The following is a 23,604-nucleotide window of genomic DNA, read 5'->3' on the forward strand; positions in this document are numbered from 1 at the left end:
GCGTTATTCGGTCTCCGCGTTATCAACCAGCATATAGCCAAAGCCCCGGACGGTGCGGATGCGTGATTTGCCGACTTTATCGCGCAGATTATGGATATGCACCTCCAGCGTATTGGTGGCCGGTTCGTTGTCCCAGCTGTAAATGTCGTTGTAGAGAATTTCGCGATGCACCGGGCTGCCCGCTTTCATCATCAGGCGTGAAAGCAGAGCGTACTCTTTGGGCGTTAAATCCAGGGACTGCTCGCCGAGCCAGACCAGCCGCCGGGTGACGTTCAGGCGCAGATTGCCGACGGACAGTTCGTTATCGCCCTGATTATTGTGACGACGCAGCAGGGCGCGAATGCGCGCGTTCAGCTCTTCCAGCGCAAACGGCTTAACCAGGTAGTCATCCGCGCCGGTATCCAGGCCGCTGATGCGGTCATCAACGGTATCGCGGGCGGTGAGGATCAGCACCGGCTGGCTGAACTTCTCCCGTCGCATGCGCGCCAGGAAGTGCAGACCGTCTTCATCCGGCAGGCCGAGGTCGAGAACCACCAGGCTGTAGTGGTTGCTGGCCAGAGAGAGGGCGGCTTCGTGGGCGGTTGATACGCCGTCGCAAACGTAGCCTTCGCTTTGCATCGCCAGAATTAACCCTTGTAACAGGAGCGCATCGTCTTCAATGACTAAAATTTTCATCGGCCTGCCTCTCTACATGGCGTTAAAATATCGTCTGTTGCCTGGTACTCGCGGGTGCTGACCCCGAGCAGACCGAGCAGGGTGGAGAAAAGATTATCCTGCGAATACGCTTGCGTTTTCGCTTTTTGCTGCAAACACTGGCTGGACACGCCATAGCGCTGTTGATAATCCGCTGACAGCCACAGCAGCATCGGGACGTGTTTTTGCGTCTCCGGGGCGATGGACCACGGTAGCCCGTGTAAATACACCCCATCCTCGCCAAGCGACTCGCCGTGATCCGAGAGATACACCAGGCTGGTGGTAAATTTATCCTGCTTTGACTGCAGTAATTTTATCGCTTTGTCGACCACATAATCGACATACAAAATCGTATTATCGTAGGTATTGGTGAGCTGCTGCTGGGTGCAGCTCTGAATCTCGTTGGTGTCGCAGGTGGGCGTAAACTGTTTAAACTGCGCCGGATAACGATTGTAGTAGGTTGGGCCGTGGCTGCCGATAGTGTGCAGCACGATAATCCCGTCCTGCTGCAGATTATCGATATAGTTCTCCAGGTTATGGAACAGCACCTCATCGTAGCATTCTCCGTCGATGCACTGGCCGCTAAGCTTGAGATCGGTGACGTTCTGGTGCGGTACCCGGTCGCAGGCTCCTTTACAGCCGCCGTCGTTATCATTCCACTGAACCAGAATTCCCGCGCGCTGCAGGATATCCAGCACGCCTTCCTGATGGTGCGCCAGCTCTTCATCATAGTGGGCCCGCGGCATATTAGAGAACATGCACGGTACAGAAACCGCGGTCGCGGTGCCGCAGGACGTGGTGTCGGGGAAATAGATAACATTATCCTGTTTCAGGCGCGGGTTGGTCTCGCGGGCGTAGCCGTTCAGGGAAAAGTTTGCCGCCCTTGAGGTTTCGCCTAACACCACGATAGTCAGGTTTTTCCGCGGTCCGCTGCGCATCTCCGGCTTCTGAACCGCGTCTTCGCCAATTTTGACCAGCGGAAGATTATCCATCCTGTTATGCGCATACCAGGAGTTCACGGCCACAATGCTGTTTGACGGGCTCAGGGACTTAACCAGCTCTTTGTTATTGCGAAACAGCGAGGCGTAATCTTTATAGAAAAATGCCGCGACCAGAATAATCAGCAGCGCTGAAACCACGATGCTCAACAGCCTTACCGCCACGCTGCGCCACAGGGTTGCCGGTTTGCGGATTTTAACCCACCAGGCCACGACCACCGCCAGAATGCCGGAGAGTCCCAGGATCAGGACCATTTTTCCAGAGAGTAGCGCAAAGCTTTCGGCGGGAGTGGTATCGAGAATATTGGTGATCATCGCCCGATCGATAACCACGCCAAAGGTCCAGATAAAATACTGGGCCGAGGCGCTAAGCAGAATAAACAGGCTGATAACGAGGCGGTCAAGCTTAAGAAATGACGCTAGCGTGGTGATGATATTCATCACGCTGATAGCCACTATCGGCATACTGAGGAACACCAGCCAGTTATGCAGGCCGTTGACCGGCAGCAGGGTAAACGCCTGGCGATAGAAAGCGATGTTCAGCGCCAGGCCAATATAGCAGGCGAACAGAATCAAATAGACCGTACGGTTAAGCATTGGCCGACGTAAAGAAAATAACGACATAGCGAAGTCCACATAAAGAGATGTTCGCTATGCTGCCCGTTTTTTTTTAAGACAACCTTAAGATTTTAAGCCTGCCTGTTTTTGTCGTGAGGATAAGGCCGCGTTGAGGATTAACCTAAGGCCTGAATCGCTTTATCCAGCGCGCGGCGCAACAGCTGGCGATCGTGACGATAGGGCACATCGCTGGCGTCCAGCGGCGTCTGAATGACGACCCGATCCTTAACCCCTGCGATATCGGCTTTCGGGCCGACAACCAGCGCGTCAATCACCCGTTTACCAATCTGCTGCTCCATAATGGCGACCCTGTCCGCCAGCGTCAGGCTGGCTGCCGGGCTATGCTCTTTGCCGAGGTTATCGATAAACACCATTGGCGCGGGCGTACGGCGCAGCGCCTTCGCCATCTCATCAAGCAGCAGAATCGGCATCAGGCTGGTATAGAAGCTGCCGGGGCCAATCAGGATTAAATCGGCTTCGGCGATGGCTTCTATCGCTTCACGGGTGGTGGGCACCGGCGGGGAGAGCATAAGCTCGCGCGGCACGCTGGCAAGCTGATCGATATTCACTTCACCGTAAACTTCGTGCCCTTCATGGTCGATGGCCATAAGATCGACCGGTTGTTCCGACATCGGGATCAGAAACGCGTCGACCTTAAGAAGATTCCTGATCAAATTGATCGCTTCAAGCGGGCGTACGCTCAGGTGATCCAGCGCCTTAAGCATCAAATTGCCGAGGTTATGCCCGGAAAGCTCGCCGTTGCCGCTAAAACGGTACTCAAACATCGCCGAGGCCACGCTGGGTTCGGCGATGAGCTGATTAATACAGTTGCGCATATCGCCCCAGGCGATGCCGCCTTCCGCGCGACGAATGCGCCCCGTAGAGCCGCCGTTATCGGTCGTGGTGACGATGCCGGTGAGGCGTGAACCGAGCGAAGAGAGGGATGACATTACCCGGCCCAGCCCGTGCCCGCCGCCGAGTGCCACCACGCGATCCAGATCGGCGAAAGTGCGATTGCGCATAAAAATCCCTTATAACCATTTATCGGGCTCACAGTAACCGATCTACCCCTAAAAGACGATGGGCTGAATCTGACAAACTGACCGACATCAATGCAAAAGCGTGGTTTTTAGCTATTCTGTAGCGAAAATACGCGATCGTATCGATATGTACATGATTATATAACGAAACTGGAAATAGCATAACCGTTATTAAAGCGCTACTATTCGGCGTAACCCACTAACACTCTAGCCTCTGTGCCTGTGTCGAAAGATATGGTGCTTTGGCCGTGACAACTTCGGTTGCCACCAGGGCGCGAAAAGAAATGACCGCGTCTCCCGTATTTGGAAAGGTGTCTATGGCTTCACAGCTTACCGATGCATTTGCGCGGAAGTTTTACTATCTGCGTTTATCAATTACCGACGTATGCAACTTTCGTTGTACCTACTGTCTCCCCGATGGCTATAAGCCCGGCGCCGTCACCAATAAAGGCTTTCTCAGCGTTGATGAAGTTCGCCGCGTGACGCGCGCGTTCTCCGCCCTGGGGACGGAAAAGGTGCGCCTGACCGGCGGCGAACCCTCGCTTCGTCGCGATTTTACCGACATCATCGCCGCGGTGCGGGAAAACCCTTCTATTCGCCAGATTGCGGTCACCACCAACGGCTACCGGCTGGCGCGCGACGTTGAAAGCTGGCGCGATGCCGGGCTGACGGCGATTAACGTCAGCGTGGACAGCCTCGATGCGCGTCAGTTTCACGCCATCACCGGCCAGGACAAGTTTCATCAGGTGATGGACGGCATCGATGCCGCATTTGCCGCTGGCTTCGAAAAAGTGAAGGTCAATACCGTGCTGATGCGCGACGTTAACCATCACCAGCTCGACACTTTTCTGGCGTGGATCCAGCCGCGCCGCATTCAGCTGCGTTTTATTGAATTGATGGAAACCGGCGAAGGCAGCGATCTGTTCCGCCGCCATCATATCTCGGGCATGGTGCTGCGCGATGAGCTGCTGCGTCGCGGCTGGATCCATCAGATCCGCCAGCGTAGCGACGGCCCGGCGCAGGTGTTTTGCCATCCGGATTATGCCGGGGAAATCGGTCTGATTATGCCTTATGAAAAAGACTTCTGCGCCACCTGTAACCGTCTGCGCGTCTCTTCCGTGGGTAAATTGCACCTGTGCCTGTTTGGCGAAGGCGGCGTCGATCTGCGCGATCTGCTCGCCGATGAGCAGCAGCAGCCGGCGCTGGAGGCGCGCATATCCGAGGCGTTAACGCACAAAAAACAGACCCACTTCCTGCATCAGGGCAACACCGGTATTACCCAGAACCTGTCCTATATTGGCGGATAATTCATTTTAAGGAGCGATCAGATGAGCCAGGCCAGCGCTGAGTTTATCCCGACCCGTATTGCTATTCTCACCGTCTCCAGCCGACGTGGCGAAGAAGACGACACCTCCGGACACTGGCTGCGCGACGCGGCTGAGGAGGCGGGGCACGTCATCGTCGATAAGGCGATTGTGAAAGAGAACCGCTACGCCATTCGCGCCCAGGTGTCGGCGTGGATTGCCGGCGATGAGGTGCAGGTGGTGCTGATTACCGGCGGCACCGGTTTTACCGACGGCGACCAGGCGCCGGAAGCGCTGCTGCCGCTGTTTGACCGCGAAGTGGAAGGTTTCGGCGAGGTGTTCCGCATGCTCTCCTTCGAAGAGATCGGTACCTCGACCCTGCAGTCCCGCGCCGTTGCCGGGGTGGCGAACCGCACGCTGATTTTTGCGATGCCCGGCTCAACCAAAGCCTGTCGTACCGCATGGGACAATATTATTGCGCCGCAGCTCGATGCGCGCACGCGCCCGTGCAACTTTATCTCTCATCTTAAGAAGTAATTTATGACGCAGTTGACCCATATTAACGCCGCCGGCGAAGCGCACATGGTCGATGTCTCAGGGAAAGCGGAGACGGTTCGCGAAGCGCGCGCCGAGGCCTATGTTGAAATGCAGGCCACGACGCTGGCGATGATTATCGACGGTAGCCATCACAAAGGCGATGTCTTTGCCACCGCGCGCATTGCCGGGATCCAGGCGGCAAAACGCACCTGGGAGCTGATTCCGCTTTGCCATCCGCTGATGCTGAGCAAAGTCGAAGTCAATCTGCAGGCGCAGCCCGAGCATAACCGGGTGCGTATCGAATCCCTGTGCCGTCTGACCGGGAAAACCGGCGTTGAGATGGAAGCCCTGACCGCCGCTTCCGTCGCCGCGCTGACGATTTACGATATGTGCAAAGCGGTGCAGAAAGATATGGTGATAGGTCCGGTGCGCCTGCTGGCGAAAAGCGGCGGCAAGTCCGGCGATTTCAGAGTGGAAGATAGCCATGATTAAGGTTCTTTTTTTTGCCCAGGTGCGCGAACTGCTCGGCACCGACTCCCTGAAGCTCGATCCGCAAGGCCTGACCACGGTTGAAGCCGTTCGCCAGCAGCTGATCGCCCGCGGCGACCGCTGGGCGCTGGCGCTGGAGGAGGGCAAGCTGCTGGCGGCGGTAAACCAGACGCTGACGACGTTTGATCACCCGCTGGCGGCCGGTGATGAAGTGGCGTTTTTCCCGCCGGTTACCGGGGGATAACATGACGCAGACGCGTATTATAGTCAGCCATGACCGCTTTAAGGTCGGCGACGAATACCCCTGGCTGGCCGAGCGCGATGAAGACGGCGCGGTAGTGACGTTTACCGGCAAGGTCCGCAACCACAACCTTGGCGACAGCGTCAAAGCGCTGACCCTCGAACACTATCCGGGGATGACGGAAAAGTCGCTGGCGGAGATTGTGGAACAGGCGCGCGAGCGCTGGCCGCTGGGCCGGGTGACGGTGATTCACCGTATCGGCGAGATGTGGCCCGGGGAGGAGATTGTCTTTGTCGGCGTCACCAGCGCCCACCGCGGTAGCGCGTTTGCGGCGGGGGAGTTTATTATGGATTACCTGAAGACCCGCGCGCCGTTCTGGAAGCGGGAGGCGACGCCGGAAGGCGAGCGCTGGGTCGATGCGCGAGATAGCGACCGTGAAGCGGCAGAACGCTGGTAGTGTGGTACGCTTAGAAGATAAATTTCGTTAATCAGGAGACAGTCATGGATAGATATCCTCGTTCCGGGGCGATCGTACAGGGTCGCAGCGGACTTCAAACTTATATGGCGCAGGTGTACGGCTGGATGACGGTCGGGCTGCTGCTCACGGCGTTTATCGCGTGGTTTGCGGCCAACACCCCTGCGGTGATGATGTTTGTCTTTTCCAGCAAAATAACCTTTTTCGGCCTGATCATCGCCCAGCTGGGGCTGGTATTCGTGCTCTCCGGCATGGTGCAGCGGCTGAGCGCGGGAATGGCGACCACCCTGTTTATGCTCTATTCGGCGCTAACCGGGCTCACCTTATCCAGTATATTCCTCGTCTATACCTACTCATCGATCGCCAGTACCTTCGTGGTGGCAGGCGGGATGTTTGGCGTGATGAGCCTTTACGGCTATACCACTAAACGCGACCTGAGCGGCTTCGGCAATATGCTGTTTATGGCGCTTATCGGTATCCTGCTGGCGTCGCTGGTTAACTTCTGGCTGAAGAGCGAAGCGCTGATGTGGGCGGTGACCTACATCGGGGTGATCGTCTTCGTCGGCCTGACCGCCTATGACACCCAGAAGCTGAAAAACATCGGCGAGCAGATTGACGTTCGCGATGCGTCAACGCTGCGCAAATACTCGATTCTTGGGGCGCTGACGCTGTATCTGGACTTTATCAACCTGTTCCTGATGCTGCTGCGCATTTTCGGCAACCGTCGTTAACTCGTTCCCGGATCTCAGACGGTGGTAAACCTGTAGCCCCGGTCAGCATGCGCGACCGGGGCTTTTTTGACTACTCGCCCGCCAGCTTGCGCTGGTTTTTCTCCCGCAGATGCTTCGCACGACTCTCCAGAATCAGGTAGCCGATGGTCGCCAGCAGCAGCGGCAGGAAGTAGTACAGGGCGCGATAGGCAAGCAGGGCGGCAATAATCGCGCCGCGCGAAATCTCTTCCCCGGAAAGCATGGCGATAAATACCGCCTCAAGCACGCCAATGCCTGCCGGAATATGCACGATAACCCCCGCAATGCTGCTGACCAGCAGCACGCCGAGCACGAGAAAATAGTCCACCTGCGGGCCCAGCAGCAGCCAGATAATCGCCCCCATCGCCATCCAGTTCAGGCTGGAAACCGCCATCTGCAATATCGCGAAGCGCCAGGACGGCAGCACCAGCCGCTGGCCTTTTATCGTCAGATGGCGCTTTTTAGCAAAGGCGCAGGCCCACAGGTAAAACGCGGAAATCAGCAGTAAAACGACGCCCAGAATTTGCAGCGACGACTGGCTGATATACCAGCGCTCGGGCACCTTCACCATGCCGGAGCTAAAAATAATGCCGCCGAGCAGAATATAGCCCAGCCAGTTGGTGGTAATGCTCAGAGAGAAGATACGGGTAATGGTTGCGCCGCTCAGGCCGAGGCGCGAGTAGAGCCGATAGCGCATACCAATCCCACCCACCCAGGTGCTGAGCGTCAGGTTAAAGGCGTAGCAGATAAACGACACCAGCATCACCTGGCGTTTAGCCAGCTTGTGGCCGCAGTAAGCGCGCCCCAGCAGGTCGTAGCAGCCATAGATCAGGTAGCTGGCGATAACCAACCCGATGGCGCTGAGCAGCGCCGTACGGTTGTAATCGCGAATGACCTTCCACACGTCCTGCCAGTCGATTTTTTGCGCATAGACCACCAGCAGAACGGCGACGGCGATAAAAAAGAGCACCGTCAGGATTTTTTTCGCCATCCGCCAGCGAGGGTGAGATTTCGCCATCAGGATTTCACCTCCTGGTTTTCCGGGTCCACGCGGTCCTGGGTTTCTATTTCTGGCTGTACCGGGGGCTGAACCCGCGACAGCAGCGGCGTATGGGCCGGTAGCCATCCGACCCAGGCAGGGAAGTGGCGCAGGAAGTGGAACGCCAGCACGCTAATGCCGAGCCGCCACCAGGTTCGTTTCGACAAAATGCGCTTATCGACCTCGCGGCAGTCGTTAAGGATTAAGCCATTGAGATTATCGCGCAGCGTCTGGTTAAACTCGCGGTCGTGAATCACCAGGTTGGCTTCCAGATTCAGCGACAGGCTCAGGGGGTCGAGGTTGCTGGAGCCCACCGTGGCCCAGTGATCGTCCGCCAGCGCCACTTTGCCGTGCAGCGGACGGCGGCGATATTCGAAAATCTGCACGCCGCCTTTTACCAGATAGTGGTAGAGCAGGCGCGCGCCGAATTTGACAATCGGAATATCCGGCTCACCTTGAACGATGAGCTTAACGCGCACGCCGCGGCGGGCAGCGTTGCGCATAGCGTGCAGCAGCCGATAGCCGGGGAAAAAGTAGGCGTTAGCGATAATCACTTCCCGGCGGGCGCTGGTCAGCATCTTCAGATAGTGACGCTCAATATCATCGCGATGATCCTGATTATCCCGCCAGATAAACAGCGCCTGCGCTTCGCCGGGGTTGCGGTTGATTTCAGGCTTATGCCGACGCCGCTGCCACCAGCGTCGTGTCGCTTCGCTGGTGGGGAGGTTTTCGAGTTCAAATTGCAGAATATCGAGCACCACCGGCCCTTCGACCTGTACGGCGTAATCCTGTTTGGCCTCCGGACCGTAATCGGTCATGTGCTCGGCGGAGTAGTTAATGCCGCCGACAAAGGCGGTAACGTCGTCAATCACCACGATTTTGCGATGCATACGGCGAAATAAATTGGTGCGCATGCCGAGCAGGCGCGGGCGCGGATCGTAATAGCGAAAAATCACGCCAGCCGACGTCAGCTCGCCCACAAAGCTTTCGCTTAAATCCGGCGAGCCGTAGCCGTCCAGTAAGACCTCGACGCGCACGCCGCGCTGGGCCGCTTTTAACAGAACGGCATGGAGCTGTTTGCCGACGTCATCTTCAAACCAGATAAAAGACTCAAGGATCACCCGCTGCTGCGCGCGGCCGATGGCGGCAAACAGCGCCGGATAATAGTTATCGCCATTTTCTAATAGCCGAATGCGGTTTCCTTCCTGCCAGCTGCATTTCACAGATGTATCTCCACGCTAAGCGGTGCATGATCGGATAGATGACGCCACTGTTTTAACGCCAGCGCTCTGGGCTGGCTGGCGTGGGCGTTTTTTACATAGATGCGGTCAAGTCGCAGCAGCGGAAAGCTGACCGGGAAAGTGCGCGCCGGGCGCCCTCTGGCGCGGGTAAAAATCTCCTCCAGCCCGGCCTGGGCTTTAAGCTGGCGGTTCGCCTGCTGCCGCCAGTCGTTAAAATCACCGGCTACCACCACCGGTTCGCCCGCGGGTAAACCGTTCACCCAGTCCGCCAGCATCGTCAGCTGGGCCTGGCGTTGATGAGCGCGCAGTCCCAGGTGCACGCAGAATAAATGGATAGCGATGCCGCTTTCCGGCGGGACGATGCGGCAGTAGAGCAGGCCGCGCTTTTCGCTGTTGCCGACCGAAACATCGAGATTTTGATAATGTTCAATGGGAAAGCGGGAGAGGACCGCGTTACCGTGATGCCCTTCCGGGTAAACGGCGTTGCGGCCGTAGGCGTAATCGCTCCACATGGTATCGGCCAGAAACTCATAGTGGGTGGTATCCGGCCAGTTTTCGATATGCAGCGGATGAATTTCGTGCGCCCCCATCACCTCCTGCAGGCAAACAATGTCGGCGCTGACGCTGCGCACCGCTTCGCGTAATTCGGGCAAAATAAAGCGGCGATTGAACGCAGTAAACCCTTTATGGGTGTTAATTGTCAGCACGTTTAACGAAAATCGCGGCATTTGTTTGTCCTTATTTCTCTGGGCAATGTCACTTTCCTGTAGGAAATAGTGTAGTAGAGGTCACAAAAAGATGCGGTGATACGGAATTTTCCGTAAAGTGCGGTACTCTGAGTAGCAGAGAAAAATCCTTCAGGAGAGAAGCCATGAAGTGGCAACAACGTGTACGCGTCGCAACGGGTCTTAGTTGCTGGCAGATTATGTTGCATCTACTGGTCGTGGCAGTACTGGTGATGGGTTGGATGAGCGGCGCGCTGGTGCGCGTCGGATTAGGTTTGTGCGTGCTGTACGGCGTCACGTTAGTGTCGATGCTGTTTTTGCAGCGCCATCACGATGAGCGCTGGCGCGACGTCGGTGATTTCCTTGAGGAACTCACCACCACCTGGTACTTCGGTACCGCGGTGATCGTGCTGTGGCTGCTGTCGCGCGTGCTGCACAATAACCTGCTGCTGGCCCTCGCCGGGCTGGCAATACTGGCCGGTCCGGCGGTGGTTTCACTGCTGGCGAAAGATAAAAACAGATACGCTAAATCGTTCGGGCTACAACAAGGCGGCAACGCAGCGAATCCCCAGAAGCATAGATAACTATGTGACTGGGGGGAGCAAGGCGAGCCAACGCAGTTGTGGCTTGAACGATGACGAGTATTACGCGATCTTTCTTCGGAACATCGCATACGCCGCCGAGCCGGTGGTGGCCGCTATGACCAGTAGCGGCCACAAACTTCCCCACACGATTTCCAGACTCGCATCCTTCAAATAGATCTGCTTGGTGATATCGGTGAAATGACGAATCGGGTTCACCCACGTCAGGTTTTGTAGCCATACCGGCATATTTTCCACCGGCGAAACGTAGCCGGAGAGTAAAATCGCCGGCATCATAAAGACGAATACGCCGATAAACGCCTGCTGCTGCGTGGAGCACAGCGACGAAATCAGCAGTCCGAATCCTACCAGCGACAGACCGTAAACGATCATCGTGAAGTAAAACAGCAGCAGTGAGCCAGCGAAGGGAATCTGATAGGCCCAGATACCGATCCCCAGCACGATGGTCGCCTGCAGGGTGGCGACAATTAGCGCCGGGACCGCTTTACCGATAAAGATCTGCCAGGTTGCCAGCGGCGAGACCAGCAGCTGGTCGAGCGTTCCCTGTTCGCGCTCGCGGGCAACGGAGAGCGAGGTGACGATCATTACGCCGATGGTGGTGATCATGGCGATCAGCGACGGCACCACGAACCATTTGTAATCGAGATTCGGGTTATACCAGTTGCGTACCACCAGCTCGCTATTGTTCGGTTTGGCTTTGCCTTCCAGCAGGTCCTGCTGATAGCTTTTGACGATCTGCTGGAGGTAGTTGGCGGCAATTTGTGCGCTGTTGGAGTTGCGCCCGTCCAGCAGCAGCTGGAGCGGGGCGGTCTGGTTGGTGTCGAGGTTGCGCGAAAAATCCGCCGGGAAACGCACGACCAATAGCGCTTTTTGTTCATCGATGGTCGGTCTTATTTCCTGAGGGCTTTTCAGTAACAGCACGTGGGTGAAGGCTTTGGCGCGGGCAAAGCGCTGGGTCAGCTCCACGGCGTGCTTGCCGTTGTCTTCGTTATAGATGGCGATGGTGGCGTTCGTTACCTCCAGCGTGGCGGCAAAGGGGAACAGCAGCACCTGAATGAGCACCGGCATAATCAAAATCGCCCGCGTCTGCGGTTCGCGCAACAGCGACTGTAGCTCTTTGCGGATTAACGTCCATAAGCGATGAAACATCTTATATTCTCTCTTTGTGATCCCCGGATTGCGCTGCGCTTATCCGGGCTACCCGTTTGCCAGCCCTTGTACCGGGGAGCACGCAGGCAAATTAATCCAGACGCCGTTTGGTTTTCAGCCACGTCAGGCCGATAAACATCACCGCCGAGGCGATTAAAAACATCACGTTCACCAGCAGCACCACCGGGATGTTGCCCGCCAGAAACAGGCTTTGCAGGGTGCTGACAAAATAGCGCGCCGGGATCACGTAGGTCACCGCGCGGATTATCGCCGGCATGCTGTCTATCTGAAAAATAAACCCGGAGAGCATGATTGACGGCAGGAACGCGGCATTCAGCGCGACCTGCGCGGCGTTAAACTGGTTGCGGGTAATGGTGGAAATCAGCAGCCCCATGCCCAGGGTACTCAGCAAAAACAGGCTGGTAATAAAAAACAGAATCACCAGCGAACCGCGGAACGGCACGCCGAGAATAAACACCGCCACCAGCATACACAGCAGCATCGCCAGCATGCCGAGGAAATAGTAGGGGATCAGCTTGCACAGCAGCAGCTCGGCGCGGGTAATTTCGGTCGACAGCAGCGCTTCCATCGTGCCGCGTTCCCACTCGCGGGCCACCACCAGCGAGGTCAGGATCGCGCCGACCACCGTCATAATGATGGTAATCGCGCCGGGGATAATAAAATGCTGGCTGATGGCGGCCGGGTTAAACCAGTAGCGCATCTGCACGTCGATCAGCGGCTCGAAGGTTTCACCGCGATCTTCCGCCCGCTGCTGCTGCCAGATTTGCCAGATGCCTTCGACGTAGCCCTGGGCGAAGTTAGCGGTATTGGGTTCGCTGCCGTCGGTGATGAGCTGGATCGGCGCGTCGTCGCCGGGACGGGCCATCTTCTGGTCGAAGTCCACCGGTAGGGTGACCAGGGCGCGAATGCGTCCCGCCTGCATCATCTGCACCAGTTCCTGGCGGTTATCGCTGATGGTGGCGTCAATATAAGGGGAGCCGGTCATGGTATGGACAAAATCCAGCGCCTCTTCGCTCTGCTGCTCCAGCAGCACGCCCACCCGCAGCTTGCTGGAGTCGAGGTTAATCCCGTAGCCAAAGATAAACAGCAGCAGCAGGGGGATGACCACCGCAATCAGCCAGCTGCTGGGGTCGCGGACAATCTGCCGCGTCTCTTTCACGCACAGGGCGCGTACGCGCCGCCACGATAGCAGTTTAGCGCTCACCGGCGTTCTCCTTATCCCAGTCGTGAATGAGGGTGATAAACGCCTGCTCCATCGTCGGGTCAGGCTGTTCATCATCCGCCGCCAGCGCCTTCAGATCGTCCGGCGTGCCGCTGGCGATCAGTTTGCCGCGATAGACCAGGCCGATACGATCGCAATACTCCGCTTCATCCATAAAGTGGGTAGTGACCATCACCGTCACGCCTTTATCCACCATGCTATTGATATGCAGCCAGAATTCGCGGCGGGTGAGGGGATCGACTCCGGAAGTGGGTTCATCAAGAAACAGGATATCCGGCTCGTGCATCAGCGAGCAGGCCAGCGCCAGGCGCTGTTTATAGCCGAGCGGCAGATCGTCGGCGGCCTGCCGGGCGATGCTTTTCAGGCCAAACGCCTCGCTCATGCTGGCGATTTTGTCGTTCTGCGCCCGTCCGCGCAGGCCGTAGACGCCGGAGAAGAAGCGCAGGTTCTGCTCAACGGAAAGGTTGCCGTAGAGCGAGAACTTCTGTGCCATATAGCCCAAATGCTGACGCGCCTTGCCGGAGCTGACTTTCAGGTCCATGCCCAGCACCAGCGCTTTCCCGGAGGTGGGGACCAGCAGGCCGCACATCATCTTAAACGTCGTGGACTTTCCTGCGCCGTTAGGCCCGAGGAGGCCGAAAATCTCCCCGCGTTTGACCTGAAAATCGACGTGGTCGGTGGCGGCAAAATCGCCGAATTTCTTGGTCAGGGTCTGCGCTTCAATCACCGTGTCCTCACGGGAGCCTTCCACGGTGTGGATAATGTTGCCCAGCGGCGATTCGGCAGTACCGGCGCCGCCCAGCAGGTCGATAAAGGCATCCTCGAAGCGCGGCGCGGTTTCGGCGACCTCCAGCGGCGGCATAGCGCCAGCCTTCTGTACATCGCTGATGCTGGCCTCTTTTTTAAGGATCAGGCGTACCGATTTACCCTGAATCACGCCATCGCTGACCTGCGGCAGCTTCAGCGTACGCTGGAGGAGGCGGCGGTTATTCTCCCGGGCGCTGGAAACCAAAAAGCTGCGTCCGGCCATGGTCTGCGTCAGCTCTTTTGGCGCCCCCTGGTAGAGCAGCTGGCCCTCGTTCATCAACAGAACGTCCCGGCACTGCTCGGCCTCATCAAGATAAGAGGTGCTCCAGAGGATCAGCATTCCGTCGCCCGCCAGTTCGTGCACCATCTGCCACAGTTCACGGCGCGAGATAGGGTCGACGCCGACGCCGGGTTCGTCCAGCAGCAGGACTTTCGGTTCGCCGACGAGGGTGCAGGCCAGGCCCAGTTTCTGCTTCATGCCGCCGGAAAGCTTGCCCGCCAGCCGGCCGGTAAAGGGGCCGAGGGAGGTAAATTCCAGCAGCCTGGCGAAGGTTTTTTCCCGCGCCTCGCCGGTCACGCTGCGCAGATCGGCGTAGAGCGTCAGGTTTTCCATCACCGTCAGATCTTCATACAGGCCGAATTTCTGCGGCATATAGCCGAGCACCGCATGCAGGGCGCTGTCGTCGGCAATCGGGTCGAAGCCGATCACTTTTGCGCTGCCTGCGTCGGGCTTCAGCAGCCCGGCGAGCATGCGCATCAGGGTGGTTTTTCCGGCGCCATCCGGGCCCACCAGACCGGTCACATAGCCGGAGTGAATGGTGCAGTCCAGCGGCGCGACGGCCGGGCGATCCATGCCGGCAAAGCGCCGGGTCAGGCCGCTCAGCGTAATCACGTCCTCGCTCATTGGCCGTTTCCGTGACTGAAGGTGACGGTGACCGGCATTCCCTGGCGCAGCGCGTCGTCGGCATCGGTGACCACAATACGCAGGCGATAAACCAGATCGGTGCGCAGGTCCGGCGTTTCCACAGTTTTCGGCGTGAATTCAGCGGTTGGGGAGACGAAGCCGATTTTGCCGCGGTAGGGTTTATCCGGGCGACTATCGGTGTAAAGCAGCACTTCGCGACCCGGCTGGGCCTGACCGAGGTTTTTTTCATCGATATAGGCGCGCACCCACACCGGATGGGTTAACGATAACGTCATCACCGTGCCGCCAGCGCTGAGCATGCTGCCCGGCTCGACGGCGCGGGTCATCAGCGTCCCGTCGGACGGCGAGGCCAGCGTGGTATCGTGCAGATCCAGCTTCGCCTGTGCCAGCGCGGCCTGCGCCTGTTCAAGGCTGGCTTTGGCCTGGGCGATTTCCTGCGGACGATTACCGGCGCGGTACTGGCGCAGCTTATCCTGCGCGGACTTCAGCGTCGCCTGGGCCTGATCGCGCGATGAGCGGGCGTTTTCCAGGTCGTTAGCGGAGATGGCGCTGCTTTTGCGCAGCCCCAGCTGGCGCTGGTAAAAATTCTGCGCATAGTCGTAAGCGGCCTGCGCCTGGTTGACCGCGGCGGCGGCCTGAGCGATCTCTTCCGAGCGATACCCCGCCATCATCAGGTCGTACTGCGCCTGGGCGGTGGAAACGTTGGCCTGAGCCTGCTGCAGGGCATTCTCGTAGGGCGCTCGGTCCAGCTCGCCCAGGGTCTGCCCGGCTTTAATCGCATCGCCCTCGTCGACGCTGAGCGACGCCAGCCGCCCGCCCACGCGGAAGCTGAGGTTGACGGTACGAATATCCACGTTGCCATACAGCGTGAGCGCTTTCTGCTGGCTGCTCTGGTACCACCACCAGCCTCCGCCAATGACAGCGGCCAGCAGGAGAAGCAGCACAACGACGATGAGCGGTTTTTTCATGACTCCAGACTCCTTTGCGATAATCCTTCCAGAACGAAATCAATATGGCAGGTGATAACCTCAATAATTTGCGCGGTTTTGTCCCGATCGAACTCAGCCCAGCCCGCGCGGCGCAACACCGTTTCCCTACCAAGGCGAAAAGCGAGAACTTCGCCCAGCAGCGCGTGGGTGTGGAGGACCATTTCCGTGCTGTCAGCGTTAAGGCCGGTATAGGCGGCGATTAAGCGGGTCAGGTAGCAGTGTAGCGGAGCAATCACCTGATCGTGGATGAGCCGGTAGGCCGGCGTTGGCGACAGCTGCTCGCGGGAGATAAATTTGCTCAAATTGACGGTGTCGTCCTGGGTCAGCAGCAAAATCATATTCTGGCAGGCGCCCAGTATCAGGGTGCGCATGGCGGCTTTATCCGGAACAGGCTCAGCGCACAGCGCTTCCGCCGCCTGCGCGTGGGGGCGGAAATTGTGCTCGATAAAATCGGCAATCCACTGGGCGCAGGCGAGATAGAGATCGTCCTTGGAACCAAAATAGTAGGTAATGGCGGCGATATTCTGCCCGGCCTGGGCGGCAATATCGCGGGTTGTGGCGTGCAGGCCGTATTCGCCAAACTGGGCGATTGCGGCGGCGATAAGCTGGCTTTTCGCCTGCTCGCCCTTACTGGTCGTGGGAGTGGTTGTCATCGCGCGAGAAAAGTTAATCAATCGATTGATTAACTCTAGGCGCAGGTTGGCGGTTTGTCCACCGTTTGCTGCTAGATATGAAATCCTTCGCGACTCAGCTCTTCGGCAACCCAGGCAAAGAAGATCTTCACTTTCTCTTTTTGTTCATTCGGGTGCGGTAAAACGAAGTGATGCGCGTTAACCGGCATGCTGACGTCGCGGGTAAAGACGGGTTCCAGGTGGCGTTGGCTCACGCTCTGCCCGGCCAGCAAATTACTCTCAAGAATAATCCCCATTCCCATCCGGGCAGCCTCAATACTCATATAGGAGCGGTCGAAATTAAAAATAAAGTTTTTATTCCAGCCGCGAACCTTATGCCACGACAGCCAGTTGCTCCAGCCGATCAGCGTGCTATCGGAATGAATAAGGTCGCAGGCCAGCAGGTCTTCAATGGACTGAACGTCGCGGCCGGCTAAATAAGTCGATGAGCTAAAGGGGAGCACGCGTTCATTTTTTATGGTCTTGACCACCAGGGTTGGCCACTGTGAGAGCCCGTGGCGAATATCGATATCAATATTATCGCGGGAGAACTGGATGCTTTCATAAGAGCAGGTCAGGCTAATTTTAAGCTCCGGCCAGGCCTGGCGAAATTTATTCAGACGGGGCATCAGCCACAATAATCCAAAGCTCGGCGCGGAATGAATCCGTAAATAATCCTGGTGGATATCATTAATCACCTGGTTAGTGGCCTGACCAATAATATTTAACGCCCCGGAAACCTCTTTAAGGTATTTTTCGCCAATTGTGGTTAATACCATCCCTTTACTGCTACGGGAAAATATCTTTTTCCCCAGATACTGTTCCAGGCTGGCTATCTGATGACTTACCGCGGAGGCCGTAATATTAAGATTCTCTGCCGCCAGGTTCAGGCTGCCGGTATCGGCCACTTCAATAAATGCCTGAATATTACGTAAGGATGGCATCGGCAAGCTTTTATTCTGCAGCGGCTGGTTCATGATTTCCTCCGGCGGGGGGGGAATAACGCAAGGCGATTTTTTTACTCAGAAAGAAGGACGTCCAGCCGTTATCCCAGAAAATGATGGTCAGCATAGCACAGCCGGAAAATAAGTGATGGCACAATCCGTGATGAAGTTAACAGTTTTAAATGCACAACTCTCGAAAAAAATAATTGACAGGAATTTGAGTGCAGTCACGAAGCAAATTTTTCTCACGCGCAATTGAGCTTTTTTGAATACCCTTTCTTTTTGGGATTGTTATATTGCAACTACAGGCCTGATAACAGGGCGCGATGCGGTAAGGGTCGCGACAAAAACATAAAAAAATAAAGAGGATACCCTATGTCACGTATAGATACTGTTGTCTGTACTGACGCCAGAAAAACAAAATATCGTTTCGTGGTATTGACGATGATTTTCCTGGTGTATGCCATAAATTACGCCGACAGAACGAATATCGGCGCGGTACTGCCGTTTATCATTGACGAGTTTCATATCAACAACTTTGAGGCCGGGGCCATCGCCAGCATGTTTTTCCTCGGCTATGCGGTAAGCCAGATCCCGGCCGGTTTTTTTATTGCCAGACGCGGCACCCGGGGACTGGTCTCGCTGTCTATTTTCGGCTTTTCCGCTTTTACCTGGCTGATGGGCACCGTGAGCTCGGTGTTTGGCCTGAAGATGGTGCGACTGGGGCTGGGGCTTAGCGAAGGGCCGTGCCCGGTGGGGCTGGCTTCAACCATTAATAACTGGTTCCCGCCGAAAGAGAAAGCCACGGCAACGGGCGTCTACATCGCCGCCACCATGTTTGCGCCGATAATCGTACCGCCGCTGGCGGTGTGGATCGCGGTTACCTGGGGCTGGCGATGGGTCTTTTTCTCCTTTGCGATACCGGGGATTGTGGCGGCGGTCGCGTGGTACCTGTTGGTTAAGTCAACGCCCGCGGAAAGCGGATTTGTTTCGCAACGCGAACTGGAAGAGATTAATGCCGGGCGTGAAACTGATAAAAACGCCGTCCGCGAAAATATATTAATTGCCGACCGCTTCACCTGGCTGGATAAAATTATTCGGGTGAAAAAGATGGCGCCTGTCGATACGGCGAAAGGATTATTTACCTCGAAAAATATTCTTGGTGACTGTCTGGCCTATTTTATGATGGTCAGCGTGCTGTACGGGTTATTAACGTGGATCCCGCTGTATTTAGTGAAAGAGCGCGGTTTTGACGTGATGAGTATGGGCTTCGTGGCGAGTATGCCGTGCATCGGCGGCTTTATTGGCGCGATTGGCGGAGGTTGGATCTCGGATAAAGTGTTAGGCCGCCGGCGTAAACCCACCATGATGTTCACCGCGATTTCAACCGTGGTCATGATGCTCATTATGCTGAACATTCCAGCAAGCACCTGGGCGGTATGTATTGGATTATTCTTTGTCGGTTTTTGTTTGAATATTGGCTGGCCGGCTTTTACCGCCTACGGAATGGCCGTTTCGGACAGTAAAACCTATCCAATTGCCTCTTCTATTATTAATAGCGGCGGCAACCTTGGCGGCTTTGTCGCCCCGATGGCCGCCGGTTTTTTACTTGATCAGACCGGCAGCTTTAATTCTGTATTTACCTATTTTGGTATCTGCGCCGCAATAGGTCTGGTGGTGATTCTTTTCCTCGATGAGCCACAATAACGGCAATATTTCTGTTAATTAATATGACGTCATGTCATGGAGTGAAAATATGTTATTAAAAGATAAAGTCGCCATTATTACTGGCGCGGCCTCCGCACGCGGTTTGGGTTTTGCCACCGCCAAATTATTTGCCGAGAACGGCGCCAGCGTGGTCATTATCGACCTCAATGGCGAAGCCAGCAAAGCCGCTGCGGCGGCTCTGGGCGAAGGCCATCTTGGTCTGGCAGCGAACGTCGCCGATGAAGTTCAGGTGCAGGCGGCAATCGAACAGATTCTGGCGAAATATGGCCGGGTCGATGTGCTGGTGAATAACGCCGGCATTACCCAGCCGCTGAAGCTGATGGAAATTAAGCGTGCCAACTATGACGCGGTGCTGGACGTCAGCCTGCGCGGCACGCTGCTGATGTCGCAGGCGGTTATTCCGGCAATGCGGGCGCAAAAATCGGGCAGCATTGTCTGTATCTCATCGGTTTCCGCCCAGCGCGGCGGCGGTATCTTCGGCGGCCCGCACTACAGCGCGGCAAAAGCCGGTGTGCTCGGCCTGGCGCGGGCGATGGCGCGCGAGCTTGGCCCGGATAACGTCCGCGTAAACTGCATCACGCCGGGGCTGATTCAGACCGATATTACCGCCGGCAAGCTGACCGACGACATGACGGCCAATATCCTCGCCGGGATCCCGATGAACCGTCTGGGCGATGCGGTGGATATCGCGCGTGCCGCCCTGTTCCTCGGCAGCGATCTCTCTTCCTACTCGACCGGTATCACCCTGGACGTGAACGGCGGCATGTTAATCCACTAAGCGAGGCAAGCAGATGAAGATGACAGAAACACAACAAGTTGCCGCGGCGGCGTGGCGTATCCGTCGCTATGCCCTGCAAATGGGCGAAGTCCAGGGACAGGGCTATATCGGCCAGGCATTAGGCTATGCGGATGTGCTGGCCACCGCCTTCAGCCACGCGATGCGCTACCGTCCGGAAGATCCGCAGTGGGAAGGGCGTGACCGTTTTCTGCTCTCTCACGGCCATTACGCCATCGCCTATTATGCGGCGCTGCTGGAAGCGGGAATTATCCCGGAAGAGGAGCTGGAGACCTACGGTTCCGACGACAGCCGCCTGCCGATGTCGGGCATGGCGACCTATACGCCTGGAATGGAGATGTCCGGCGGCTCGCTGGGGCAGGGGCTCTCCATCGCCGTCGGGATGGCGCTCGGTCTGAAGAAGAAGGGCAGCGCATCCTGGGTTTTTAACTCTATGTCGGATGGGGAGCTGGACGAAGGTTCAACCTGGGAAGCGGCGATGTCGGCGGCCCACTACGGCCTGACTAACCTGATTAACCTCGTTGACGTTAACAAACAGCAGGCGGACGGCGATTCGCGCAAAATTCTCGGCTTTGAGCCGCTGCATGAAAAATGGGCCGCCTTCGGCTGGTACGTGCAGCGCGTGGACGGTAACGATCTGGCGGCGGTGGTGGCCGCCTTTGATAACGCGAAAAATCATGCGGGCAACCAGCCGCGGGTCATTTTATGCGACACGCTGATGGGCAAAGGGGTGCCGTTCCTTGAAACCCGCGATAAGAACCATTTTATCCGCGTCGATGCCGACGAATGGCAAAAAGCGATTGCGGTGCTGGACGCCAACAAACCGGAAGGAGTGCTGTAATGAGCCAGAGTAAACCACGCTTAAAAACGTCGGCGATGATCGCCTCCATTGCTGATGAAGGTCAGGCGACCGTTTCCGCGCCGTTTGGCGTCGCGCTCTCGAAGCTGGCGGCCCAGCGCCCGGAAATCGTCGGTATGACCGCGGACCTGTCAAAGTATACCGATCTGCATATTTTCGCCCAGGCCTTTCCGGATCGCTTCTTCCAGATGGGAATGGCGGAGCAGCTGCTGATGGGAGCCGCCGGGGGAATGGCGAAGGAGGGATTTATTCCCTTCGCCACCACCTACGCCGCTTTTGCCACCCGTCGCGCCTATGATTTTATCCATCAGGTCATCGCCGAAGAGCATCTGAACGTGAAGATCTGCGCGGCGCTGCCGGGCCTGACCACCGGCTACGGGCCGAGCCATCAGGCAACGGAAGATCTGGCGATTATGCGCGGCATTCCCGGCATGGTCATCGTCGATCCCTGCGATGCGCTGGAGATAGAGCAGGCGGTACCGGCGATTGCCGACCACGACGGTCCGGTGTATATGCGTCTATTGCGCGGTAAGGTGCCGCTGGTGCTCGATAAATATGATTATCAGTTTGAGCTGGGCAAGGCGAAGCTGCTGGAGGACGGTAACGATGTACTGATTATCTCTTCCGGGCTGATGACCATGCGCGCCCTCGAGGCGGTTGAAAAACTGCGGGCCGATAATATCAGCGCGGCGGTGCTGCATGTCCCCACCATCAAACCGCTTGATGAAAAAACGATCGTTGCGCAGGCTTCGAAGCCCGGCCGTCTGGTGGTGACCGCGGAAAACCACACGTCGGTCGGCGGGCTGGGGGAGGCGGTTGCCGCGCTGCTGATGCGTAAAGGCGTACGCTGCGAGCTGGATACCGTCGGTTTGCCTGACGAATTCCTGCTGGCCGGCGCGCTTCCGACGCTGCACGACCGCTACGGCATCTCCACCGCGAAGATGGTCGAAAAAATTAAGTATCGCCTGCGTTAATCGCCTTCGCCGCCGCGTTCTGCGGCGGCGTTTCTCTGCTTTTGTTCGCGGTTTCCCCGTCGAGGCATTAAACGGGCTATTTCGGGGACGCCTGGCGCGAAGCGCCATCGCCGCTTCTCATCGACAGGACGGGGAGCAGTGGTTTGTTAGCCGGAGGATTCTTTTCGGCAGATTTTATGCGGTTCGTCACAAAATCTGCTAGACTGCGCAGCTTCATGGCATTGTGGTTTTTGCCATCTCTTTCGCAATAATCTCCCTGAAAACTACGCCTGTGACGGGCCGGGGCGGTTCGGAGTTGTTATGTCTTTTGATTCCCTTGGCCTGAATCCTGAAATCCTGCGCGCCGTCGCTGAGCAGGGCTACGTTGAGCCAACCCCAATTCAGCAGCAGGCTATCCCGGCAGTATTACAGGGGCGCGATCTGATGGCCAGCGCTCAGACCGGTACCGGCAAAACGGCGGGATTTACGCTGCCGCTGCTTCAGCATCTGATCCAAAAGGAGCCGCATGCTAAAGGGCGTCGCCCGGTGCGTGCGCTGATCCTGACCCCAACGCGCGAGCTGGCGGCGCAAATTGGCGAGAACGTCCGTGATTACAGCAAATACCTCAACGTTCGCTCGCTGGTGGTGTTCGGCGGCGTGAGCATTAATCCGCAGATGATGAAGCTGCGCAGCGGCGTCGATATCCTGGTGGCAACGCCGGGTCGTCTGCTGGATCTTGAACATCAGAACGCCGTGAGCCTCGACAAAGTCGAAGTGCTGGTGCTGGACGAAGCCGACCGTATGCTGGATATGGGCTTTATTCACGATATTCGCCGGGTGCTGGCGAAGCTGCCGGCCAGACGTCAGAACCTGCTGTTCTCCGCAACCTTCTCCGATGACATTAAATCGCTGGCGGAAAAGCTGCTGCATAACCCGCTGGAGATCGAAGTCGCCCGCCGCAACACCGCCTCTGAGCAGGTGAGCCAGCTGGTGCATTTTGTCGATAAAAAGCGCAAACGTGAGCTGCTGTCGCAGATGATCGGTGAAGGTAACTGGCAGCAGGTGCTGGTCTTTACCCGCACCAAGCACGGCGCAAACCATCTGGCGGAACAGCTCAATAAAGACGGCATCCGCAGCGCCGCTATTCACGGCAACAAGAGCCAGGGCGCGCGTACCCGCGCATTGGCTGACTTTAAATCCGGCGGCATTCGCGTACTGGTGGCCACCGATATCGCCGCGCGCGGTCTGGATATTGAAGAGCTGCCGCACGTGGTGAACTACGAGCTGCCAAACGTACCGGAAGACTATGTGCACCGTATCGGTCGTACCGGGCGCGCCGCGGCCACGGGTGAAGCGCTGTCGCTGGTTTGCGTTGATGAACATAAACTGCTGCATGATATCGAACGCTTGCTGAAAAAAGAGATCCCGCGTATTGCCCTGGCGGGCTACGAGCCGGATCCATCGATTAAAGCCGAGCCGATTCAGAACGGTCGTCAGCAGCAGCGCGGCGGCGGTCGCGGTGGCCAGAGTCAGGGCCGCGGTGGCCAGGGGCAAGGTCGCGGTCAGCAGTCCGCTCCGCGTCGTACCGATGGCGAAGCGCCGAAAGCGCGAACTCAGGACGGTAAGCCTCCTCGCCGTCGTCGCCCGCGCAAACCCGCCGCGGCGGAGTAACACTATCCCGTCACTCCTGTGGCGAGAGCCGCGATCGCGCGGCTAAGCCACTGATGGGTTGTCCGGGTAAGACTCCTTACCCGGACGCGCTTCGCTCAGCATAACCTCGAGCGTGATT

At 57.2% G+C, this 23,604-nt stretch carries 24 protein-coding genes and 1 riboswitch; of the genes, 12 read left to right on the forward strand and 12 right to left on the reverse strand.

The genetic code is table 11. The annotated features are described in order from the left end of the window. Positions 1–3: 3 nt before the first annotated feature. The 3 genes from pmrA to yvcK all read right to left on the reverse strand — a co-directional run bounded on the left by pmrA (position 4) and on the right by yvcK (position 3,331). Entirely contained in the window at positions 4–675 is a 672-nt protein-coding gene (pmrA, locus tag F8562_RS00225; protein ID WP_004849045.1) for a two-component system response regulator PmrA, read from the reverse strand. Continuing rightward, on the reverse strand, positions 672–2,315 hold the full coding sequence (gene eptA, locus F8562_RS00230; RefSeq protein WP_014837863.1) for a phosphoethanolamine transferase EptA: 1,644 nt from the start codon (positions 2,313–2,315) through the stop codon (positions 672–674). Before eptA ends, pmrA begins: the two co-directional genes overlap by 4 nt. A gap of 110 nt (positions 2,316–2,425) precedes the next feature. Further along, complete coding sequence (yvcK, locus tag F8562_RS00235) at positions 2,426–3,331, reverse strand: uridine diphosphate-N-acetylglucosamine-binding protein YvcK (protein WP_014228492.1); 906 nt, start codon at positions 3,329–3,331, stop codon at positions 2,426–2,428. A 209-nt stretch (positions 3,332–3,540) separates the two neighbouring features. Beyond that, a riboswitch (molybdenum cofactor riboswitch) is annotated at positions 3,541–3,679 on the forward strand. On the opposite strand from yvcK, the gene moaA reads away from it, so the two are divergent. From moaA to F8562_RS00265, 6 genes are all read left to right on the forward strand, one after another. Then, positions 3,667–4,656, forward strand: a complete 990-nt coding sequence (gene moaA / locus F8562_RS00240; RefSeq protein ID WP_014837864.1) for a GTP 3',8-cyclase MoaA — start codon at positions 3,667–3,669, stop codon at positions 4,654–4,656. It overlaps the preceding riboswitch by 13 nt. Positions 4,657–4,677: 21 nt before the next feature. Then, entirely contained in the window at positions 4,678–5,190 is a 513-nt protein-coding gene (gene moaB / locus F8562_RS00245; RefSeq protein WP_009653795.1) for a molybdenum cofactor biosynthesis protein B, read from the forward strand. A 3-nt stretch (positions 5,191–5,193) separates the two neighbouring features. Beyond that, the gene (gene moaC, locus F8562_RS00250; RefSeq protein ID WP_014228494.1) at positions 5,194–5,682 is read left to right on the forward strand and encodes a cyclic pyranopterin monophosphate synthase MoaC; all 489 of its coding nucleotides are present in this window, start codon (positions 5,194–5,196) and stop codon (positions 5,680–5,682) included. Next, positions 5,675–5,923 carry a molybdopterin synthase sulfur carrier subunit gene (moaD, locus tag F8562_RS00255; protein WP_014837865.1) on the forward strand — a complete coding sequence of 83 codons (249 nt, stop codon included), beginning with the start codon at positions 5,675–5,677 and terminating at the stop codon, positions 5,921–5,923. Before moaC ends, moaD begins: the two co-directional genes overlap by 8 nt. A gap of 1 nt (position 5,924) precedes the next feature. Beyond that, on the forward strand, positions 5,925–6,377 hold the full coding sequence (gene moaE, locus F8562_RS00260; RefSeq protein WP_004849058.1) for a molybdopterin synthase catalytic subunit MoaE: 453 nt from the start codon (positions 5,925–5,927) through the stop codon (positions 6,375–6,377). A gap of 44 nt (positions 6,378–6,421) precedes the next feature. After that, complete coding sequence (locus F8562_RS00265) at positions 6,422–7,126, forward strand: Bax inhibitor-1 family protein (protein ID WP_004849060.1); 705 nt, start codon at positions 6,422–6,424, stop codon at positions 7,124–7,126. A gap of 70 nt (positions 7,127–7,196) precedes the next feature. Here the strand turns inward: F8562_RS00265 and F8562_RS00270 are convergent, their stop codons facing one another. Genes F8562_RS00270 through F8562_RS00280 form a run of 3 tightly spaced genes read right to left on the reverse strand, consistent with a single transcriptional unit; the run spans position 7,197 to position 10,152 of the window. Next, a complete protein-coding gene (locus tag F8562_RS00270) occupies positions 7,197–8,162 on the reverse strand; it encodes a lysylphosphatidylglycerol synthase domain-containing protein (RefSeq protein WP_014837866.1) in 966 nt (321 codons plus the stop codon). Next, entirely contained in the window at positions 8,162–9,406 is a 1,245-nt protein-coding gene (clsB, locus tag F8562_RS00275; RefSeq protein ID WP_014837867.1) for a cardiolipin synthase ClsB, read from the reverse strand. Before clsB ends, F8562_RS00270 begins: the two co-directional genes overlap by 1 nt. Then, positions 9,403–10,152 (reverse strand): endonuclease/exonuclease/phosphatase family protein, encoded by a 750-nt coding sequence (locus tag F8562_RS00280; RefSeq protein ID WP_014228498.1) that lies wholly within the window; start codon positions 10,150–10,152, stop codon positions 9,403–9,405. The genes clsB and F8562_RS00280 overlap by 4 nt, the downstream gene beginning before the upstream one ends. 143 nt (positions 10,153–10,295) lie before the next feature. Here F8562_RS00280 and F8562_RS00285 point away from each other — a divergent pair, with 143 nt between their 5' ends. After that, a complete protein-coding gene (locus F8562_RS00285; RefSeq protein ID WP_004130686.1) occupies positions 10,296–10,733 on the forward strand; it encodes a YbhQ family protein in 438 nt (145 codons plus the stop codon). A 60-nt stretch (positions 10,734–10,793) separates the two neighbouring features. Here F8562_RS00285 and F8562_RS00290 read toward each other — a convergent pair whose 3' ends face one another. The 6 genes from F8562_RS00290 to F8562_RS00315 form a co-directional block, all read right to left on the reverse strand. Further along, positions 10,794–11,900, reverse strand: a complete 1,107-nt coding sequence (locus F8562_RS00290) for an ABC transporter permease (protein ID WP_004849064.1) — start codon at positions 11,898–11,900, stop codon at positions 10,794–10,796. A gap of 91 nt (positions 11,901–11,991) precedes the next feature. Beyond that, a complete protein-coding gene (locus F8562_RS00295; protein ID WP_014837868.1) occupies positions 11,992–13,125 on the reverse strand; it encodes an ABC transporter permease in 1,134 nt (377 codons plus the stop codon). Then, positions 13,115–14,854, reverse strand: coding sequence for an ATP-binding cassette domain-containing protein (locus tag F8562_RS00300; RefSeq protein WP_014837869.1), 1,740 nt, complete (start codon positions 14,852–14,854; stop codon positions 13,115–13,117). Before F8562_RS00300 ends, F8562_RS00295 begins: the two co-directional genes overlap by 11 nt. Beyond that, entirely contained in the window at positions 14,851–15,843 is a 993-nt protein-coding gene (gene hlyD / locus F8562_RS00305) for a secretion protein HlyD (protein ID WP_014228502.1), read from the reverse strand. Before hlyD ends, F8562_RS00300 begins: the two co-directional genes overlap by 4 nt. Next, the gene (cecR, locus tag F8562_RS00310) at positions 15,840–16,517 is read right to left on the reverse strand and encodes a transcriptional regulator CecR (protein WP_014228503.1); all 678 of its coding nucleotides are present in this window, start codon (positions 16,515–16,517) and stop codon (positions 15,840–15,842) included. Before cecR ends, hlyD begins: the two co-directional genes overlap by 4 nt. Positions 16,518–16,588: 71 nt before the next feature. Further along, a complete protein-coding gene (locus F8562_RS00315; protein WP_014837871.1) occupies positions 16,589–17,512 on the reverse strand; it encodes a LysR substrate-binding domain-containing protein in 924 nt (307 codons plus the stop codon). Positions 17,513–17,854: 342 nt separating this feature from the next. Here F8562_RS00315 and F8562_RS00325 point away from each other — a divergent pair, with 342 nt between their 5' ends. The 5 genes from F8562_RS00325 to rhlE all read left to right on the forward strand — a co-directional run bounded on the left by F8562_RS00325 (position 17,855) and on the right by rhlE (position 23,486). Continuing rightward, a complete protein-coding gene (locus F8562_RS00325; protein ID WP_014228505.1) occupies positions 17,855–19,186 on the forward strand; it encodes an MFS transporter in 1,332 nt (443 codons plus the stop codon). 49 nt (positions 19,187–19,235) lie between these two features. Beyond that, entirely contained in the window at positions 19,236–19,985 is a 750-nt protein-coding gene (locus tag F8562_RS00330; RefSeq protein WP_014228506.1) for an SDR family NAD(P)-dependent oxidoreductase, read from the forward strand. Positions 19,986–19,998: 13 nt separating this feature from the next. After that, on the forward strand, positions 19,999–20,844 hold the full coding sequence (locus tag F8562_RS00335; RefSeq protein WP_014228507.1) for a transketolase: 846 nt from the start codon (positions 19,999–20,001) through the stop codon (positions 20,842–20,844). Beyond that, positions 20,844–21,836 (forward strand): transketolase family protein, encoded by a 993-nt coding sequence (locus F8562_RS00340; RefSeq protein ID WP_014837873.1) that lies wholly within the window; start codon positions 20,844–20,846, stop codon positions 21,834–21,836. Before F8562_RS00335 ends, F8562_RS00340 begins: the two co-directional genes overlap by 1 nt. A 300-nt stretch (positions 21,837–22,136) precedes the next feature. Next, the gene (rhlE, locus tag F8562_RS00345; RefSeq protein WP_004849082.1) at positions 22,137–23,486 is read left to right on the forward strand and encodes an ATP-dependent RNA helicase RhlE; all 1,350 of its coding nucleotides are present in this window, start codon (positions 22,137–22,139) and stop codon (positions 23,484–23,486) included. Positions 23,487–23,604: the final 118 nt, after the last annotated feature.

The sequence above is a fragment of the Klebsiella sp. RCJ4 genome (assembly GCF_009025755.1).
Classification (GTDB): Bacteria; Pseudomonadota; Gammaproteobacteria; order Enterobacterales; family Enterobacteriaceae; genus Klebsiella; species Klebsiella michiganensis.